The sequence below is a fragment of the Aliiroseovarius halocynthiae genome (genome assembly GCF_007004645.1).
In the GTDB taxonomy this organism is placed as follows: domain Bacteria; phylum Pseudomonadota; class Alphaproteobacteria; order Rhodobacterales; family Rhodobacteraceae; genus Aliiroseovarius; species Aliiroseovarius halocynthiae.
This window is the reverse complement of sequence record NZ_ML660022.1, coordinates 1-16,476: the sequence shown is the minus strand read 5'-3', so window position 1 is coordinate 16,476 and position 16,476 is coordinate 1. Positions and strand designations below refer to the sequence as shown.

The 16,476-nt window shown below is 57.3% G+C and carries 17 protein-coding genes and 1 tRNA gene; 12 read left to right on the top strand and 6 right to left on the bottom strand.

All coding sequences use genetic code 11. The annotated features are described in order from the left end of the window. Nucleotides 1-36: 36 nt before the first annotated feature. Nucleotides 37-408 (bottom strand): hypothetical protein, encoded by a 372-nt coding sequence (locus FIL88_RS11635; protein ID WP_142854050.1) that lies wholly within the window; start codon nt 406-408, stop codon nt 37-39. A gap of 169 nt (nt 409-577) precedes the next feature. Between FIL88_RS11635 and FIL88_RS11630 the strand changes: the two genes are divergently transcribed. Continuing rightward, nucleotides 578-1,456: a LysR family transcriptional regulator gene (locus tag FIL88_RS11630; protein ID WP_142854049.1), complete on the top strand. Its 879-nt coding sequence runs from the start codon at nt 578-580 to the stop codon at nt 1,454-1,456. A 62-nt stretch (nt 1,457-1,518) separates the two neighbouring features. On the opposite strand, the gene ykgO is transcribed toward FIL88_RS11630, so the two are convergent. Together ykgO and FIL88_RS11620 are read right to left on the bottom strand one after the other, a co-directional pair. Next, complete coding sequence (ykgO, locus tag FIL88_RS11625; protein WP_005850168.1) at nt 1,519-1,644, bottom strand: type B 50S ribosomal protein L36; 126 nt, start codon at nt 1,642-1,644, stop codon at nt 1,519-1,521. Nucleotides 1,645-1,726: 82 nt separating this feature from the next. Then, nucleotides 1,727-1,801, bottom strand: a tRNA-Val gene (locus tag FIL88_RS11620). A gap of 200 nt (nt 1,802-2,001) precedes the next feature. Here FIL88_RS11620 and FIL88_RS11615 point away from each other — a divergent pair. Beyond that, entirely contained in the window at nt 2,002-2,862 is an 861-nt protein-coding gene (locus FIL88_RS11615) for an N-formylglutamate amidohydrolase (protein WP_142854048.1), read from the top strand. 5 nt (nt 2,863-2,867) lie between these two features. On the opposite strand, the gene FIL88_RS11610 is transcribed toward FIL88_RS11615, so the two are convergent. Then, on the bottom strand, nt 2,868-4,121 hold the full coding sequence (locus FIL88_RS11610; RefSeq protein WP_142854047.1) for a DNA polymerase IV: 1,254 nt from the start codon (nt 4,119-4,121) through the stop codon (nt 2,868-2,870). A gap of 51 nt (nt 4,122-4,172) precedes the next feature. Between FIL88_RS11610 and FIL88_RS11605 the strand changes: the two genes are divergently transcribed. From FIL88_RS11605 to FIL88_RS11595, 3 genes are read left to right on the top strand one after another with little or no spacing between them, the layout of a single operon-like run. Beyond that, the gene (locus FIL88_RS11605; protein WP_142854046.1) at nt 4,173-4,607 is read left to right on the top strand and encodes an NUDIX hydrolase; all 435 of its coding nucleotides are present in this window, start codon (nt 4,173-4,175) and stop codon (nt 4,605-4,607) included. Nucleotides 4,608-4,665: 58 nt separating this feature from the next. Beyond that, complete coding sequence (locus tag FIL88_RS11600) at nt 4,666-5,553, top strand: SPFH domain-containing protein (RefSeq protein WP_142854045.1); 888 nt, start codon at nt 4,666-4,668, stop codon at nt 5,551-5,553. Next, a complete protein-coding gene (locus tag FIL88_RS11595) occupies nt 5,553-5,822 on the top strand; it encodes an NfeD family protein (RefSeq protein WP_142854044.1) in 270 nt (89 codons plus the stop codon). The genes FIL88_RS11600 and FIL88_RS11595 overlap by 1 nt, the downstream gene beginning before the upstream one ends. Nucleotides 5,823-5,876: 54 nt before the next feature. Here FIL88_RS11595 and pyrF read toward each other — a convergent pair whose 3' ends face one another. After that, a complete protein-coding gene (gene pyrF, locus FIL88_RS11590) occupies nt 5,877-6,593 on the bottom strand; it encodes an orotidine-5'-phosphate decarboxylase (protein ID WP_142854043.1) in 717 nt (238 codons plus the stop codon). A 178-nt stretch (nt 6,594-6,771) separates the two neighbouring features. Between pyrF and clpB the strand changes: the two genes are divergently transcribed. Both clpB and FIL88_RS11580 read left to right on the top strand, forming a co-directional pair. Then, nucleotides 6,772-9,387 (top strand): ATP-dependent chaperone ClpB, encoded by a 2,616-nt coding sequence (clpB, locus tag FIL88_RS11585; protein ID WP_142854042.1) that lies wholly within the window; start codon nt 6,772-6,774, stop codon nt 9,385-9,387. Between the two features lie 211 nt (nt 9,388-9,598). After that, nucleotides 9,599-10,477 (top strand): SMI1/KNR4 family protein, encoded by an 879-nt coding sequence (locus FIL88_RS11580; RefSeq protein WP_142854041.1) that lies wholly within the window; start codon nt 9,599-9,601, stop codon nt 10,475-10,477. 172 nt (nt 10,478-10,649) lie between these two features. On the opposite strand, the gene FIL88_RS11575 is transcribed toward FIL88_RS11580, so the two are convergent. After that, nucleotides 10,650-10,883 carry an EF-hand domain-containing protein gene (locus FIL88_RS11575; protein WP_142854040.1) on the bottom strand — a complete coding sequence of 78 codons (234 nt, stop codon included), beginning with the start codon at nt 10,881-10,883 and terminating at the stop codon, nt 10,650-10,652. 367 nt (nt 10,884-11,250) lie between these two features. On the opposite strand from FIL88_RS11575, the gene FIL88_RS11570 reads away from it, so the two are divergent. The 5 genes from FIL88_RS11570 (at nt 11,251) to msrQ (ending at nt 16,213) form a co-directional block, all read left to right on the top strand. Continuing rightward, nucleotides 11,251-11,706 carry an Mpo1 family 2-hydroxy fatty acid dioxygenase gene (locus tag FIL88_RS11570; protein WP_142854039.1) on the top strand — a complete coding sequence of 152 codons (456 nt, stop codon included), beginning with the start codon at nt 11,251-11,253 and terminating at the stop codon, nt 11,704-11,706. Nucleotides 11,707-11,785: 79 nt separating this feature from the next. Then, on the top strand, nt 11,786-13,282 hold the full coding sequence (locus FIL88_RS11565; RefSeq protein WP_142854038.1) for an FMN-binding glutamate synthase family protein: 1,497 nt from the start codon (nt 11,786-11,788) through the stop codon (nt 13,280-13,282). Nucleotides 13,283-13,462: 180 nt separating this feature from the next. Further along, the gene (locus FIL88_RS11560; RefSeq protein WP_142854037.1) at nt 13,463-14,542 is read left to right on the top strand and encodes a Hint domain-containing protein; all 1,080 of its coding nucleotides are present in this window, start codon (nt 13,463-13,465) and stop codon (nt 14,540-14,542) included. A gap of 121 nt (nt 14,543-14,663) precedes the next feature. Beyond that, a complete protein-coding gene (gene msrP / locus FIL88_RS11555; protein ID WP_142854036.1) occupies nt 14,664-15,572 on the top strand; it encodes a protein-methionine-sulfoxide reductase catalytic subunit MsrP in 909 nt (302 codons plus the stop codon). After that, on the top strand, nt 15,572-16,213 hold the full coding sequence (gene msrQ, locus FIL88_RS11550; protein WP_142854035.1) for a protein-methionine-sulfoxide reductase heme-binding subunit MsrQ: 642 nt from the start codon (nt 15,572-15,574) through the stop codon (nt 16,211-16,213). The genes msrP and msrQ overlap by 1 nt, the downstream gene beginning before the upstream one ends. Nucleotides 16,214-16,476 lie beyond the last annotated feature (263 nt).

The following is a 16,476-nucleotide window of genomic DNA, read 5'->3' as shown; positions in this document are numbered from 1 at the left end:
GGTAGGGCGGAGTTGCCGCCCCTTCCGTGGACAGCTTTATTGAGGATCCGGAAGGCGCGGGTCTGGGTCGCGCTCGGGCTCACGCTCGGGATCCGGATCACGGTCTGGATCGGGCTCGCGCTCTGGACGTGGATCACGATCTTTTGGGCGGCGCGGATCCGAGCAAGGATCAATGATGTTACCGGCCGCATCGTAATAGGGACGTTCGTTACAGTCGTCATCATCGGGTACGCAGGCCGCAGGATAATTCCCGCCTGTCACCAGCACCATCCCGTCGCTGCATCCGATGGCTTCGCCCAGCTTGTCAAACTTCGGCTCGGCGCGGATCGGATCCGGTGTTGGACTGGTGCACCCAGCAAGCGCGGTGCAACCTGCGAAAAGAGCCGCAGCAATGGGTCTTAATGTCATGTCAGTATCCTTCCAATCTGTTGCGCGATGACCGGTGCTTGCTGCCCGTTGACGGCTGGCGGGTCATCGCGTTCGCGCCTTTCTAGCGGGTTCAATGCTGCAGTTTAAGAATGACGGATGCCTAACAATCCTGCATAATCGCAGGAAGCTATAAACTTAGGGCGGGATAATGGACTGGAGCCACCTGAAAGTCGCATTGGCGATTGCACGGGCGGGGACCCTGACACGGGCGTCGCATATGTTGGATATGGACCAAACCACGGTTGGCAGGCGGCTTACTGCGCTTGAGGGGCAGTTGGGCACTATTCTGTTTGCTCGCTCGAAGTCGGGGTTCATTCCCACGGATCAGGGGCGCACCGTGATCGAACATGCGCGTCGGATCGAAATTCAACTGGGACAGATGACCGACATCCTTCAGGATCAGGCTGAGGCGGCCGTGGGAGTCGTGCGCTTGATCAGTAACTCATGGGTCTTGCAACATCTGGCCAAGCGCGCGCTGAAAGAGTTTTTAGAGATCCACCCACGCCTTGAGTTGCGTTTGTCTGGGCGCTTGCCGCCGGTGCCTCCGCATGGGGAATCTACCATCTCGCTATGGTTTGATGCACCTGCCAGCGCGTTGGAATTTGCCACGCCGTTTTGCCGCATCCCTTATGCCAGCTATTCGGCGGTTGGGGCGCCGGCAGGGGGGACTGACTGGGTTCTGTTTCGCGATGACGATGCGCCCGGCCCGACGATGACGCGGCAACTTCAAAAGCGATTGGGACCGGATGCACGTGTGGCCATGACGGCGACCGACGCCGCCGTGTTGCGCGAATGTGTGGTGGGCGGGATTGGGAACGGGTTGCTGCCTGAATGCCTGGCCGAGGCGGATCCGCTGTTGAAGCGATTGCGCGGTGCGACGCCAAATATCACGCTGGATCGCGTGCTGCATATGCACCTGAACCCGGACACGCTGCAAAGCCGTCGTGTGAAGGTCGTGATCGACTGGTTGCGTCAGGTGATGGTGCGCGATTTTGGGGCCGAGTTAATCCAGCAGGCTGCCAAGTGAACTGTGTCAGAAAAAGAAAAAGCCGCCCAAAGGGCGGCCTTTCGGTAACGCTGCTGAAGCGATTAGCCCTGACGGGCTTTGAACCGGCGCTGCGTCTTGTTGATCACGTATACGCGGCCTTTACGGCGCACGACGCGGCAATCGCGGTGACGGTTTTTCAGCGAGCGGAGCGAGTTGCGAACTTTCATAGTCGATCTCCTTCTACGCGGCGCTGCGGTTGCGCCTAGGCTTCAGTTATACCTTCTGACCTTTCGGTCATCTGGCGGTTCATGGTGGGCGATACTGGGATCGAACCAGTGACCCCTTCGATGTCAACGAAGTGCTCTACCGCTGAGCTAATCGCCCGAAATTCTGTGTCTAAACAACCCTTTCAGGCGAGTCCAAACATAACGACGCGGGAAACCCCGCGCCAGTTCGCGTTGCTATAAAAGGAGTCGGGGCCGCGTGCAAGGGCTTTTGGCAAGAGTTTTTTACTTTATAAAGAACTTAAGGCGTTTTGGTTTAAGCCAGAGTCACACGAAACCGAAACGCTGGAGGAGGCAAAGATGCGCGATCAGACATTTTCAGTGTATCACCCCCGCAGCCGGGACACGAGCGTTGTGTTCGCGTCCCCTCATAGCGGGCGTTACTATGATGATGCCTTCTTGAAGCAGACCATTCTGGACGAGCGTTCGATCCGGTCGTCCGAGGACGCGTATGTGGACAGGCTGTACGCCTTTGCAACGGAATGTGGTGCACCATTTCTGTGTGCCAACACACCACGCGCCTATGTCGATCTGAACCGTGGCTTGGAAGAACTGGATCCCGCACTGATTTCGGGGCTTCGCGGGACGACCTTGAATCCGCGCATTTCGTCGGGGCTTGGTGTCATCCCACGCGTCGTTGCCGGTGGACGGACGATTTACCGTGGAAAGATGACGCTTGGCGCCGCGCAGAAGCGTCTGAATGCGCATTGGCATCCATACCACACCAAGCTGCGACAGCTGATGGACGACAGCCTGACGCAACATGGGCAGGCGATACTGGTTGATTGCCATTCCATGCCGCATGAAGCTTTGGCCAGTTTGCGTCGCAAATCCTCCGACACACCCGAGATTGTTCTGGGCGATCGGTTCGGCACCTCGGCGGGCGTTGAAATCGTGGATGCGATCGAGGCTGCTTTTCAGGGTGCTGGGTTTCGGACGGCCCGGAACATGCCCTTTGCGGGCGCCTTCATGGCGCAGCATTATGGGCGGCCCCAGATGGGGCGGCACGTGGTCCAGATCGAAATCGACCGCTCGCTTTACATGGACGAAGCGTCGATAACGCCCAACTATCGCTTTACCGAGATTCAGAACCGCCTGCGCGCGGTTATCGCGCGGATCGCTGATGTCGGGCGGAGCAACGCTGCGCTGGCGGCGGAATAAAATTATTAGCGCAGTCCCCGTCCTTTGATGATCGCATCCTTGCCAAAACGTGCGCGGATCTTGTCCGTGGCCTTTTCCGCCTGACGGCGCTGTTCGGCATTTGGGTCCAGCAGGTCTTGTGTCACATCCGTCTGGGTTGCCGGGCCAATATGGCTGATCCCCACGCCGATCAGGCGGAATGGTCCCTTGTCCAGAACCGTATTCAACAAGGCGCGCGCTGTGCGATATATGCGGTCGCTGCTCTGGGTCATGTCGCCCAGATTGCTTTGACGACTGAGCGCCCGGAAATCGGCGCGTTTCAGTTTCAGCGTTACAACTTGTCCTGCCATGTCGCGTGCCTTTGCCCGGTCCGAGACATTCTCGGCCAATCTCCACAGATGACCATCCAGCAGGTCGGGGTCAGACGTATCCTCGAAAAACGTGGTTTCGTTCGAAATCGATTTGATCGGTGTATGGGCCGAAACGCGGCGCTTGTCCTGCCCACGTGCCAGGTGCCACAGCCGGTCGCCCATGCTGCCGAAGCGGGCGACTAGGTCTTCTTTTTCCCAGCGCAGCAGGTCCTGAAAAGTATGCACGCCCGCCTTGTCCAGCTGCGCTTGGCTGACGCCTCCAACGCCCCAGATCAGCCCCACCGGTTTGTCGTGCAGGAAGTCCATGGTTTCGGCCTTGCCGATGATTGAAAAACCGCGGGGCTTGTCCAGATCCGACGCGACCTTGGCCAGGAACTTGTTGTGACTCAGTCCGATTGAACCAGACAGGCCCAGCTCGTCCTCCATCCGGTTGATCAGCCGCGCCAGCATCACGGCGGGCGGAGCGCCGTGCAGTGCGGCGGTGCCGGTCATGTCCAGAAATGCCTCGTCCAGCGACAGGGGTTCGATCGACGGGGTCAGTTCGTCCATCAAAGCGCGGATCTGCTTTGATACAGCGGCATAGTGGCTGCCGCGCGGGCGGATCACCACCGCGTCTGGGCACAGTTTCAGCGCTTGAAACATTGGCATGGCGGATCGCACGCCACGAATGCGTGCCACGTAGCAGGCGGTCGACACGACGCCCCGTTTGCCACCCCCGATGATGACCGGTTTATCCGCCAGTTCCGGGTTGTCGCGTTTTTCGACCGAAGCATAAAACGCGTCGCAATCCATATGCGCGATCGACAGGTCAAACAGCTCGGGATGCGACAGCACGCGGGGGCTGTTGCAGGACGGGCAGCGGCGGCCCGTTTCAAACTGGGTCAGACATTTTCGGCATAGTGACGGCATGGTGCGAAATTAGCGGATGCGGCAGGCGGGGAACAGGCCTAGTCTGAGACGATGAGCCAAGTTGACTATATCGGCGCAAAGTTGGTCCTGCTGATTGGCGGGAAGCTTGTTACGCTTTTGCGCGATGACAAGCCTGACATACCGTTCCCCAACATGTGGGACCTGCCCGGAGGCGGGTCAGAAGGCAACGAATCGCCCGAGGACTGCGTGCTGCGCGAGACGATGGAAGAGCTGTCATTGGTGATCCGCCAAGATCAGCTGGTTTGGAAGAAACGCTTCGAAAGCCCGCATGTTGCCGGGACATATGCATGGTGGTTTGGGGCGATCCTTCCGCACAGCGCGACGGATCTGATCCAACTGGGTGACGAAGGGCAATGCTGGCGTTTTATGTCGCCTGAAGAATGGCTGGCTAACCCACGCGCCATCGAGCATTTCAAGCCGCGCGTTCGGGCCGGCATTGCAGCGCTTACCGGCATTTATGGTTGAAATTTCGCAGTTTCATGCCCATCTAACTATCAAACGTGGACAGTGAAAGGCCATCTTAATGGACGAGATTATTAACGGTTTGGGCGGTGGCAACATTGTATTGCTTCTGCTGGCCGCATTTCTGATTTTGACAGTTCTACGGGGCGTAAAAATCGTTCCGCAAAGTGAAAAATATGTGGTCGAGCGCTTCGGCCGCCTGCAGTCGGTCCTTGGGCCGGGCATTAACTTTATCGTGCCGTTTCTGGATCGCGTGCGCCACAAGGTGTCGATCCTAGAGCGTCAGCTTCCGACCGCCAGTCAGGATGCGATCACCTCGGACAACGTGTTGGTGCAGGTCGAAACCAGTGTGTTCTATCGCATCCTCGAGCCAGAAAAGACGGTTTACCGGATCCGCGATGTGGACGCTGCAATTGCGACCACCGTCGCTGGCATCGTGCGTGCCGGAATTGGCGAGATGGAACTGGACGAAGTTCAATCCAACCGCCAGCAGCTGATCTCGCAGATCAAACAACAGGTTGCGGATGCCGTGGATGACTGGGGTATCGAAGTGACCCGTGCGGAAATTCTGGACGTGAACCTGGATGCGCAAACGCGCGAAGCCATGCTTCAGCAGTTGAACGCCGAACGAGCCCGCCGTGCGCAAGTGACCGAGGCTGAAGGGACGCGTCGTGCCGTCGAGCTTCAGGCCGATGCCGAGCTGTACGCAGCCCAGAAAGAGGCGGAAGCCCGCCGTGTGTCCGCAGACGCCGAAGCCTATGCGACTGAAGTCGTGGCAAAGGCGATCAAGGAAAACGGCATCGAAGCTGCGCAATATCAAGTTGCCCTGAAGCAAGTCGAGGCTTTGACCGCTGTCGGTGCAGGCGAAGGCAAGCAAACCATTATCCTACCCGCCAACGCGTTGGATGCGTTCGGCGATGCCTTCAAATTGTTGAAAGGAAAAGTGTGATGCTTTGGTCAGTCTGGTGGGCGTGGATCGGTGGGGCGATCGCGCTTGTAATCCTTGAAATCCTTGCCCCCGGCTATGTCTTCTTGGGCTTTGCGATCGGCGCAAGCGCTGTGGGTATCCTGCTGGCATTGGGCATCAGCCTTTCGCTGCCAGTCATGCTGGTGATCCTTGGCGCGGTGGCACTGGTGTCCTGGCTGGGTCTGCGCAAGTTCTTCGGCGTGCGCAAAGGGCAGACTAAAGTTTGGGACACGGACATCAACGAGATGTAAGGCTTGGTCCCAACCAAAGAATAAACGCCCCGTCTTTTGGCGGGGCGTTTTCGTTTAAGCGTTTGGGTTCTGTGCTTGCGGGGATGCCATCTCGGCCAGAATGGCTTGCGCCGCTGCACGGGGATCTGACGCGTTGCGAATTGGGCGGCCCACCACGATGTGATCAACGCCATCTGCAATGGCTTGCGCGGGGGTCGCGATCCGCTTTTGATCCCCAAGATCAGCGCCAGCGGGGCGCACGCCGGGTGTGACGATCAGCTTGCCTTCGGCTTCGGGTAGGGCGCGGATCAGGGCAGCCTCTTGCGGGGAAGCAATGACGCCATCGGCGCCGGCTTCCATCGCGCGGGCTGCGCGTTCCAGCACCAGATCCTGCACGTTGCCGGGTTTGATCAGGCCTGCATCCAGATCCGAACGATCCAGCGACGTCAGGATTGTCACAGCAAGGATCTTCATGTCCTTGCCGCCCTTACCTTCTTGCGCGGCGCGGACCACATGCGGATCGCCATGCACGGTTAGGAAATCCAGATCAAACTGTGACAGCCCACGTACCGCGGCCTCGACCGTGTTGCCGATGTCGAAAAGCTTCATGTCCAGAAAGATCTTCTTGCCGAACTCGTCTTTCAACTCGTTCGCCAAAGCCAATCCGCCGCCGGTCAGCATCCCCAGCCCGATCTTGTAGAAATTCACGGCATCGCCAAGCGCTTCGGCCAATTTCAACCCCTCCAGCGCGTTGGGCACATCAAGGGCAACGATTAAACGATCATCGGTCATGTCTGGGGTCTCCGTTCCGGTTCGCCGGTTCCTACGCTGATGCGACGAAAAACGCAAATCTGTCGCAGGAAATCGTCTTGAATTTCACCCCTGAAACCCCAAATTAATCCCGAGGCCCAATAAGATGTGCTGCAAAGGCGGGCATCTGAACGAAAGGGCGCTTGAAAAGGAGAGTGACATGGATTTGTCAAAGTTCACTGAACGGTCGCGCGGCTTCATTCAGGCTGCACAGACCATCGCCATGCGCGAAAATCATCAAAGACTGGTTCCCGAACATCTGCTGAAAGCCCTCATGGATGATGAGGAAGGCATGAGCGCCAACCTGATCACCAAGGCAGGCGGTGCACCCGATCGTGTGCGTGCAGCTGTGGATGCGGCGATTGGCAAATTGTCCAAGGTGACGGGCGATGGCGCGCAGGTTTACATGGACAACAAGACGGCTGGCGTGATCGACGAAGCGCAGAAGCTGGCCAAGAAGGCTGGCGACAGCTTTGTGCCGGTTGAGCGGCTGCTGACGGCTTTGGCCGTGGTGAAATCCGGTGCACGGGATGCGCTGGACGCAGGTGCCGTTGACGCGAAGAAGCTGAATGCTGCGATCAACGAAGTACGGCAGGGTCGCACGGCGGACAGCGCCAGTGCAGAAGATAGTTATGAAGCGCTGTCGAAATACGCGCGCGATCTGACTGTGGCAGCGGCAGAGGGCAAAATTGACCCGATCATCGGACGTGATGAAGAAATTCGTCGCACGATGCAGGTGCTTAGCCGCCGCACCAAGAACAACCCGGTTCTGATCGGTGAACCCGGCGTGGGTAAAACCGCGATTGCGGAAGGTCTGGCGCTGCGCATCATCAATGGCGATGTGCCCGAAAGCCTGCGTAACAAAAAGCTGATGGCGCTGGATATGGGCGCGTTGATCGCCGGTGCGAAATACCGTGGTGAATTCGAAGAGCGCCTGAAGGGTGTTCTGAACGAGGTCACTGACGCTGCCGGAGAGATCATCCTGTTCATCGATGAAATGCACACGCTTGTGGGTGCCGGAAAATCGGATGGCGCGATGGATGCGGCCAACCTGATCAAGCCTGCGCTGGCCCGGGGCGAGCTGCACTGTGTCGGTGCCACCACGCTGGATGAGTACCGCAAATACGTCGAGAAAGACGCAGCACTTGCCCGTCGTTTCCAGCCTGTGATGGTTGAAGAGCCGACGGTGGAAGACACGATCTCGATCCTGCGGGGCATCAAGGAAAAGTACGAACTGCACCACGGTGTGCGGATTTCCGACAGCGCTTTGGTGGCTGCATCGACTTTGTCGCATCGCTATATCACCGACCGCTTCTTGCCGGATAAGGCCATCGACCTTGTGGACGAGGCCGCAAGCCGCTTGCGGATGGAAGTCGACAGTAAACCGGAAGAGCTGGACGCCTTGGACCGTCAGATTCTGCAAATGCAGATCGAGGCCGAAGCGCTGCGCGTCGAGGATGACAAAGCGTCGAAAGACCGGCTTGAGAAGCTCGAGGCCGAGCTGTCGGATCTAAGCGAAAAGTCCGCGTCGCTCACCGCGAAATGGCAGTCCGAGCGTGACAAGCTGGAAGGTGCACGCGAGCTGAAAGAGCAGTTGGACCGCGCCCGTGCTGAACTGGACAGCGCCAAGCGCGAGGGCAATCTGGCGAAAGCGGGCGAGCTGTCCTATGGCGTCATTCCGGGGCTTGAGAAAAAGCTGGAAGATGCCGAAGGCGCCGAGGCCGAGATGATGGTCGAGGAAGCCGTGCGTCCCGAACAGATCGCATCCGTTGTCGAACGCTGGACAGGTATTCCGACCTCGAAAATGCTGGAAGGCGAACGCGAGAAGCTTCTGCGCATGGAAGAGGATCTGGGTCGTCGTGTGATTGGACAGACGTCGGCTGTGACCGCGCTGTCCAACGCCGTGCGCCGTGCGCGTGCGGGCCTGAATGACGAAAACCGCCCGCTGGGCTCGTTCCTGTTCCTTGGGCCGACCGGCGTGGGTAAGACCGAGCTGACCAAAGCTGTGGCAGACTTCCTGTTTGACGACGACAGCGCGATGGTGCGCATCGATATGTCCGAGTTCATGGAGAAACACGCGGTCGCCCGTCTGATCGGCGCGCCTCCGGGTTATGTCGGCTATGATGAAGGCGGCGTGCTGACCGAAGCCGTGCGGCGTCGACCCTATCAGGTCGTGCTGTTTGACGAGGTCGAGAAGGCGCATCCAGACGTGTTCAACGTGCTGTTGCAGGTTCTGGACGATGGAGTCCTGACCGACGGGCAGGGGCGCACCGTGGACTTCAAGCAGACGCTGATTATCCTGACGTCGAACCTTGGCGCACAGGCGCTAAGCCAGCTGCCGGACGGGGCCGATGCCTCGGACGCGAAGCGTGACGTGATGGATGCGGTGCGGGCACATTTCCGGCCTGAGTTCCTGAACCGTCTGGACGAGACGATCATCTTTGATCGCCTGACCCGTGAAGACATGGACGGCATCGTCGAGATCCAGTTGGGCCGCCTGACCAAACGGCTGGGCCGTCGCAATATCGCACTTGAGCTGGATGAGGCTGCGATGAAGTGGCTGGCGGACGAGGGCTATGACCCCGTCTTCGGTGCACGTCCTTTGAAGCGTGTTATCCAACGCGCGTTGCAGAACCAGTTGGCAGAGATGCTGCTGGCAGGTGATGTAATGGAGGGAGATACGATCACGGTCAGCGCTGGCGCTGACGGGCTGCTTGTCGGGGATCGTGTGTCCAGCTCGAACCGGCAACCGCCTGAGGACGCGGTGGTTCACTAAGGAATTGATAACAAGAGCCCGCAGGTTGCGGGCTCTTGTTATTGGGGGGGGAGGCCAACTGCTTGACCAAACGATACATGCATGCCCTCGATGGTGGGCGCCAAGGTTGCTGAGATAATTACCAATAAACTCCCGCTAATTACTGGCCCATAGTGATCAATCGTGAGAATACTAAAGGTGACGCTGCTCCGAAAATGTCTGGAGGGAATTGATGCGCCGCTTCGTTGAAGCCAATCTGGCTGAGTTTTGGAAAGACTCAGACTATGCGCGGGAAGAATATGTGCTGCCTTCGCTCACTATTTCCATGATCGAAAATGTTCAGGACAGGTTGGGATACCGTCTTCCGTCCGCCTACATCGAACTGATGCGGTTTCAAAACGGCGGTATTCCCAAAAAGTCGGCTTTTCCGACAGCAACGCCTACCTCATGGGCCGAGAACCACGTTGCGCTCAGTGGAATTATGGGGATTGGAGACGAGAAGGTTTATTCGCTCTGCGGTGAACTGGGCAGTCAATTCATGATTGCTGAATGGGGCTACCCACCCATCGGTGTCTATTTTGGGAACTGCCCTTCAGCTGGGCATGATATGATTTGTTTGGACTATCGAAAGTGCGGTCCCTCGGGAGATCCCGCAGTAGTCCATGTTGATCAAGAGAATGATCACACGATTACGCATCTCGCTGACAATTTTGAAACTTTCATAGGTGGCTTAGTAGACGCAGCGCAATTCGACGAAGTTGAAGATCAACACCTTGCCGAGCTGATTTGGCATGCAGACAGTATCAATGCGCATATCCAACGTGACGATGAGTTTCTCAGAATTGGTCAGTATCTTCATCTAAGTCAGACGCTCTCGCCAACGGAGACAGGCTGGCTCAACATGAAGCTGAGTATTCCCGAGCACTGGAGCGTGCACAGTATTACCCTGAGAAACGGGGTCGTTTGTCTGCAGACAGATAACGCAGGTATGTATTGCCTTACGCGCGACAATGTTGGCGGGCTGTCTTTCGAACTTCTGGAAGGCGGCCATGACAATTCAGACGATTTGCTTCAGGCCGTTTGGAGTAAGCATGCGGCCATCGACGACTAGATGCGTCGTTTCAAATGCTGTCTAGCTGCTCTTTCTGGCAGAAGGCTGAAAGAACCTGGACAACGAAGTTAACCCTGCCGGCAAGTTTCTGAAAGGCGACTTCCACCCAACAAAAAACGCCCGCCGATCTTCACCGGCGGGCGCGTTCTTTTGTGAGTGGTGGGCGGGTAATTTAGGTTTCGCTTGGAATCAGACCAGCTTCTTGCGCGGCGGCCAGTTCGTCTGCGTCCAGTGCGCCGTCGTCATTGGCGTCAGCGGCCGAGAAGATCTCGGCGGTGACGTCCGGATACATCGCGACGGTTTCGTCAATGGTCACCATGCCGTCGCCATCGGCATCAAGGCCTTCGGCAAATGCGGCGGATGCGGCAGTCAGGACGATGGCGCTGGTCAGGGTTGCAAGTTTCATGTGTAACTCCGTGAGTGTTGAGTGTTTCGTGCACACCAGATTGGGTGCAGGGGCAGTGAAGCGGGTGTGCTGGCCGGATCCCACGGCAAAACTGAATTTGTCGGTATTTCAGCGCGTCTTCGCGGTTTTTCGGGGCAGGTGTTGGCGGAAACCTGCGGGGGTAAACCCAAACACGGCCTTTGGGCGAAAGCTTGCACTGGCTATGCCAAGAAACGGGCGACACCTTGCCGAAAAAACGGGTGCGCTAACGCTCGGCCGATTCGCGCCAAGGTGGTCGCGAATCCCTTCCCTTAACGTAAAGTTATGCTTGGTGGTGTGGCAGGTCCGTGGCTAGGGTCGCAGAAAACGAAAAACGGGAGGACGAAACATGCGCCGCATTGATGCGCTTTTAGAGGAATATGGCGAGAGCCATCAGAACCCCACAAACAAGCTGGTACATTGGATCTGTGTGCCCGCCATCTTCTGGACGGTCATGGCAGGGCTGTATGCGCTGCCGGCGCCCGGGCTGTTGGGAGCTGGGGGCTGGCTGTCAGTCGTCGCCCTTCTGGCGCTCGCCTATTATCTGGTTCTGTCGCCCCGTCTAACCATTGGCCTGCTGGCGTTCGTCGCGCTGTGCTATGCGATCATCATCATGGTGGCGTCGGCGGGATACACGGTTTGGAAGGTCGCAGCCGTTCTGTTCGTACTGGCGTGGATCGGGCAGTTCTGGGGACATAAGGTCGAAGGTAAGAAGCCATCCTTCTTTAAAGATCTGCAATTCTTGTTGATTGGCCCTGCCTGGCTATTAAGCTTTCTCTATCGCAGGTTCGGTCTTCGCTACTGACACACAGAAATGTCACCACCCGCTTCTTCCGCGTCCGGCCCTGCTTGGCTAGACTGGGCGCGGATAAACGGAGGGTTTCATGCAGTCGATGTTCTGGGCAATCGAGCTTTTAGCGCAGGTGCTGATCTTTGCGGTGGGCGTTATCTTAGCGCTGATCCTGACACTCTATATAATAGATCGCTTTCAGACCCATGACGCGGTGCGCCGGAACTATCCAGTGATTGGGCGCTTTCGGGCGCTGTTCTCAAATCTGGGCGAGTTCTTCCGACAGTACTTTTTCGCAATGGACCGTGAAGAACTGCCGTTCAATCGGGCGCAGCGCCACTGGGTTGAACACACGGCTGCTGGGCATGGGAACACCTTGGCGTTCGGGTCGACGCGGAACCTGAATGTGGTGGGGACGCCGATCTTTGTGAATGCGGCATTCCCTCCGCTGGACAATCAATTCGCCCAAACCGCACCGATGATCATCGGCCCCCACGCGCGCGCGCCCTATGAGGCGAAGTCGATCTTCAACTTGTCCGGCATGAGTTTTGGTGCGCTGTCCCGTCCGGCGGTCGAAGCGCTGTCAATTGGTACGGCCAAGGCGGGCGTGTGGATGAACACCGGGGAAGGGGGCTTGTCGCCCTATCACCTGAAGGGCGGTGGCGATGTCGTGTTTCAGATTGGAACGGCGAAATATGGTGTGCGCGATCATGACGGCAACCTGTCCGACGATAAGCTGCGCGAAGCCTCGGCCCACGCGCAAGTGAAGATGTTCGAGCTGAAGCTGGCGCAAGGCGCGAAGCCGGGCAAAGGGGGCATCCTGCCGGCCGAGAAGGTCTCGGACGAGATTGCAAAGATCCGGGGGATCCGAGTAGGCGAAGCGTCCATCTCTCCGAACCGGCACACCGAAATCGACGATTGGGACGACCTGTTGGATATGGTGTCACATATAAGAGAGGTCACCGGCAAACCCGTGGGGTTCAAAACCGTCGTCGGCGCGACGCAGCCGTTTGAAGAACTGTTCGACCGGATCGCCGCACGGGGTGCCGAAGCCGCCCCGGATTTCATCACCATTGATGGCGGCGAAGGCGGCACGGGTGCAGCCCCGATGCCTTTGATGGATCTGGTCGGCATGCCTATCCGCGAGGCGTTGCCACAGATCGTGGACCTGCGCGACGCGCATGGGTTGCACGATCGCATTCGGATCATCGCCTCTGGCAAGTTGGTCAATCCGGGTGATGTGGCCTGGGCGATCTGTGCGGGCGCGGATTTCGTGGTCTCGGCGCGGGGCTTCATGTTCTCGCTGGGCTGCATTCAGGCGCTGAAGTGCAACAAGAACACCTGTCCAACCGGCATCACCACCCACGATCCCCGGTTCCAGAAGGGGTTGGTGCCGGAAGACAAGTGCGTGAAGGTCGCGCGTTATGCCAAGGGCATCGTGAAAGAGGTCGAAACCATCGCGCATTCCGTCGGCGTGGCCGAGCCACGTCAGATGCGCCGCCGTCACGTGCGTCTGATGCAAGACAGCGGGCGATCGGTGCCAATGAGCCAGATTTACCCTTCAGTTGTTCAGCCAAGTCAGCCCGATTGATAAGTGGCTCTGACGGCTGGCAGTCATATTAGAAACGGCTGCAATTAAGCTCGGTTCATCATTGGGTTTCTTGCACGTTCGGCAAGAGGCTTGTCTGCAGAAGGCTGTGAGGCATAATATGACGGCGACGTTAGCCGTCTGTTGACTGGTATGTTTCGCGGTATGATTTGAGGTGTTGTGATGCCTGACTACACGTTTTTCGGCTGGACAGCCGCTGATTTAGGAATGAGTTCCATCTTCGACCTGTTTTCGGGCGGGCCATTTACAGTCGCGGGAACGGCGGAAAATATTACCATTAGCGACGGTGCTGGTGACACATCATTTGATGATGCGCCCGATCAGGGTTCTCCTGACCCACTTGGGGATCAGCAAGCTTCTGGTGATATAATATTAGATGGCACGGTTGTAATCCCAGATGGTGGCAGCGTCTGGAATATCGGCGAGTTCACCGTCACTAACACGACGACGGGTGAAGTCGGGACGTTGATTGTTTTTGGCGACACGGCAGGCAACCCAATCGGCATGGCGTCGACGATTCAGTTTTCGGTTGGCGATGTCCTGACGTATTCGAATTTCAATACGAATGGTGCGCAAAGCTATGATAGCTTGGTCTGCTTTACTGGCGGCACGCATATTGCGACCGAACAAGGCACACGCCTGATCGAGGATTTAGAGGTCGGCGATAAGGTTCAAACCCTGACGAACGGGTTGCAGGAAATTCAGTGGATTGGTCGCCGGAAAGTTCCCAAGTGGATGCTGGCTCAGAATTCCAAGCTTCAGCCCGTTCGCATCAGTAGCGGGGCATTGGGAAGTGGATTGCCTGTGCGGGATCTTGTGGTTTCGCGTCAGCACCGCATGTTGGTGCGTTCGAAGGTCGCCACCCGCATGTTTGGTGAACCCGAAGTTCTGGTTGCGGCGATCCGGTTGGCGGAATTGCCGGGGATTTTTGTGGATACGGATCACGGGGATGTAGAGTATTTTCATCTTCTGTTCGATCGTCACGAGGTGATTATTGCTGAAGGTGCGCCATCGGAAAGCCTGTATACCGGTCCAGAAGCCTTGAAGGCGGTTTCGCCTGAAGCACGTGAAGAGCTTCTCGCCATATTCCCGGAATTGATGGACCAGACAGACAGTCTGGTTCCAGCCTTTCAGGTCCCCTCTGGGAAACGGCAGCGGAAGCTGGTGTTGCGACACTCAAAGAACGGCATCAAGTTGATAGATGGAACGAGCGCAGCTGACCTTAGTGGTAGCAACAGCTAGGCCGGACTCTATCTCGCGGGTAAATGTTACAATCCTCTGGCGCGGACGTGAGCCATTGTGCTTTGGCTTTGCGCGCGTGGCGCCTTAGATCAGAATAAGATCAAAAGACGAGGTGCCCGTGATGGCCTATAAGAATGTGCTGAAATACTCGGATGTAACGCCCAAGGCAGATTACATGAATCGCCGCCAATTGATGGGCGGCGCCGCCGGGTTGTTCGCAGGTATGGCCATTGCCCCAGCGCTGGGCGCGTCCAAGTACTCGACGGATGCCGCGCCGAACACGTTCGACGAGATCAGCGCCTATAACAATTTCTACGAATTCGGGACCGGCAAGGAAGATCCTGCACGTCACGCGCATCAGCTGACCATCGACCCGTGGTCGGTGCAGATCGGCGGGATGGTCGACAAGCCGGGCAGCTATGGGCTTGAGGATATTCTGACGAAAGTCAGCCAAGAAGAGCGCATCTATCGATTCCGTTGTGTTGAGGCATGGTCGATGGTGATCCCGTGGTATGGGTTCGAACTGAATCAGTTGCTGAACATGGCAGGCGTGCAGTCAGGTGCCAAATATGTGGCGTTCGAAACGCTGGTGCGCGAGGAAGAGATGCCCGGCATCCGCTCGGTCAACATCGAGTGGCCTTACCGTGAGGGCCTGCGCCTTGACGAAGCCATGCACCCGTTGACCATCATGGCGACTGGCATTTATGACAAACCGATGCCGAAGCAAAACGGTGCACCGCTGCGTCTGATTGTTCCGTGGAAATATGGCTTCAAGTCGATCAAGTCGATCGTCCGCGTCACGCTGACTGACAAGCAGCCGCAAACCACATGGAACATGCTGCAGCCGCGTGAATACGGCTTCTATTCAAATGTGAACCCTCAGGTCAGCCACCCGCGCTGGTCACAAGCCACCGAGCGCACCATTGGCGGCGGGCTGTTTGCTAAGCGCAAAGAGACGCTGATGTTCAATGGATATGAAGAAGAGGTTGCTGGGCTCTATACTGGCATGGACCTGGCGAAGAACTTCTGATGGTGATCACGGATCATATTAATTCGGGCGCGCGCAAGTTGCCGATCTGGGTCGTCTATGCGGCGGGATTGGTGTGGCCTGTCTGGTTGTTCTATCTGGCCGCCACGGGCGCGATGGGGATCGATCCGGTCAAGGCGTTGGAGCATGAGTTGGGTGAACTTGGACTGCAGGCGCTGATTGTCGGCCTAGCCATCACCCCCCTGCGGGCAATGGTAGGTGTGAACCTGATCCGGTTCCGTCGGGCCATCGGGATCCTGACGTTCTATTTCGTGTCGGCGCATCTTCTGGTTTGGCTGATCTTGGACGTGCAGATCCTGTCCGAGATCTGGAAGGACATCCTGAAGCGCCCCTATATTACGGTTGGCATGGCGGCGTTTGTGTTGATGACGCCTTTGGCAGTCACCTCGAACAGCTGGTCCGTTCGCAAACTGGGTCCACGGTGGCGCAAGCTGCATAAGCTGGTCTATCGGACCGCGGCGCTGGGCGGCATCCACTATATAATGGTGGGAAAGACGTGGGAGGCTGAATCGCTCATATATATGGTCGTGATTCTGGCGCTGCTGGGGTGGCGGGTACACGACTCGCGGAAAAAACAGCGTGGTCGTGCAGCGCAGAGTGGGAGTTCGACGAAACTTGCCTAGAATCGCTCTTCATGTTGGATGCGACTTGAAAACGCCCAATGTTTCCTGTGAACCGGTCGGGCGTTTTTAGTGAATCGCAGGCCGCTTATCTGATAGGCTGTGGATAAGTCAGTGCTCGCTCGAGGTTGGGGGTTAGGGGTGCAAATATTGTTGCGCTAAGCCCGGTGATTTTTGCCATTCGTTCTGGCAACGCACCATTTTTAAAGAGAAAAACAGATTTTTGGAAAAAAACGCGATTTTCTAAAAAAAGCGCTTGCGGGTTT

Coding starts and splice junctions, on each gene's coding strand:
- FIL88_RS11635 (WP_142854050.1), bottom strand. CDS start 408: ATGACATTAAGACCCATTGCTGCGGCTCTTTTCGCAGGTTGCACCGCG.
- FIL88_RS11630 (WP_142854049.1), top strand. CDS start 578: ATGGACTGGAGCCACCTGAAAGTCGCATTGGCGATTGCACGGGCGGGG.
- ykgO (WP_005850168.1), bottom strand. CDS start 1,644: ATGAAAGTTCGCAACTCGCTCCGCTCGCTGAAAAACCGTCACCGCGAT.
- FIL88_RS11615 (WP_142854048.1), top strand. CDS start 2,002: ATGCGCGATCAGACATTTTCAGTGTATCACCCCCGCAGCCGGGACACG.
- FIL88_RS11610 (WP_142854047.1), bottom strand. CDS start 4,121: ATGCCGTCACTATGCCGAAAATGTCTGACCCAGTTTGAAACGGGCCGC.
- FIL88_RS11605 (WP_142854046.1), top strand. CDS start 4,173: ATGAGCCAAGTTGACTATATCGGCGCAAAGTTGGTCCTGCTGATTGGC.
- FIL88_RS11600 (WP_142854045.1), top strand. CDS start 4,666: ATGGACGAGATTATTAACGGTTTGGGCGGTGGCAACATTGTATTGCTT.
- FIL88_RS11595 (WP_142854044.1), top strand. CDS start 5,553: ATGCTTTGGTCAGTCTGGTGGGCGTGGATCGGTGGGGCGATCGCGCTT.
- pyrF (WP_142854043.1), bottom strand. CDS start 6,593: ATGACCGATGATCGTTTAATCGTTGCCCTTGATGTGCCCAACGCGCTG.
- clpB (WP_142854042.1), top strand. CDS start 6,772: ATGGATTTGTCAAAGTTCACTGAACGGTCGCGCGGCTTCATTCAGGCT.
- FIL88_RS11580 (WP_142854041.1), top strand. CDS start 9,599: ATGCGCCGCTTCGTTGAAGCCAATCTGGCTGAGTTTTGGAAAGACTCA.
- FIL88_RS11575 (WP_142854040.1), bottom strand. CDS start 10,883: ATGAAACTTGCAACCCTGACCAGCGCCATCGTCCTGACTGCCGCATCC.
- FIL88_RS11570 (WP_142854039.1), top strand. CDS start 11,251: ATGCGCCGCATTGATGCGCTTTTAGAGGAATATGGCGAGAGCCATCAG.
- FIL88_RS11565 (WP_142854038.1), top strand. CDS start 11,786: ATGCAGTCGATGTTCTGGGCAATCGAGCTTTTAGCGCAGGTGCTGATC.
- FIL88_RS11560 (WP_142854037.1), top strand. CDS start 13,463: ATGCCTGACTACACGTTTTTCGGCTGGACAGCCGCTGATTTAGGAATG.
- msrP (WP_142854036.1), top strand. CDS start 14,664: ATGGCCTATAAGAATGTGCTGAAATACTCGGATGTAACGCCCAAGGCA.
- msrQ (WP_142854035.1), top strand. CDS start 15,572: ATGGTGATCACGGATCATATTAATTCGGGCGCGCGCAAGTTGCCGATC.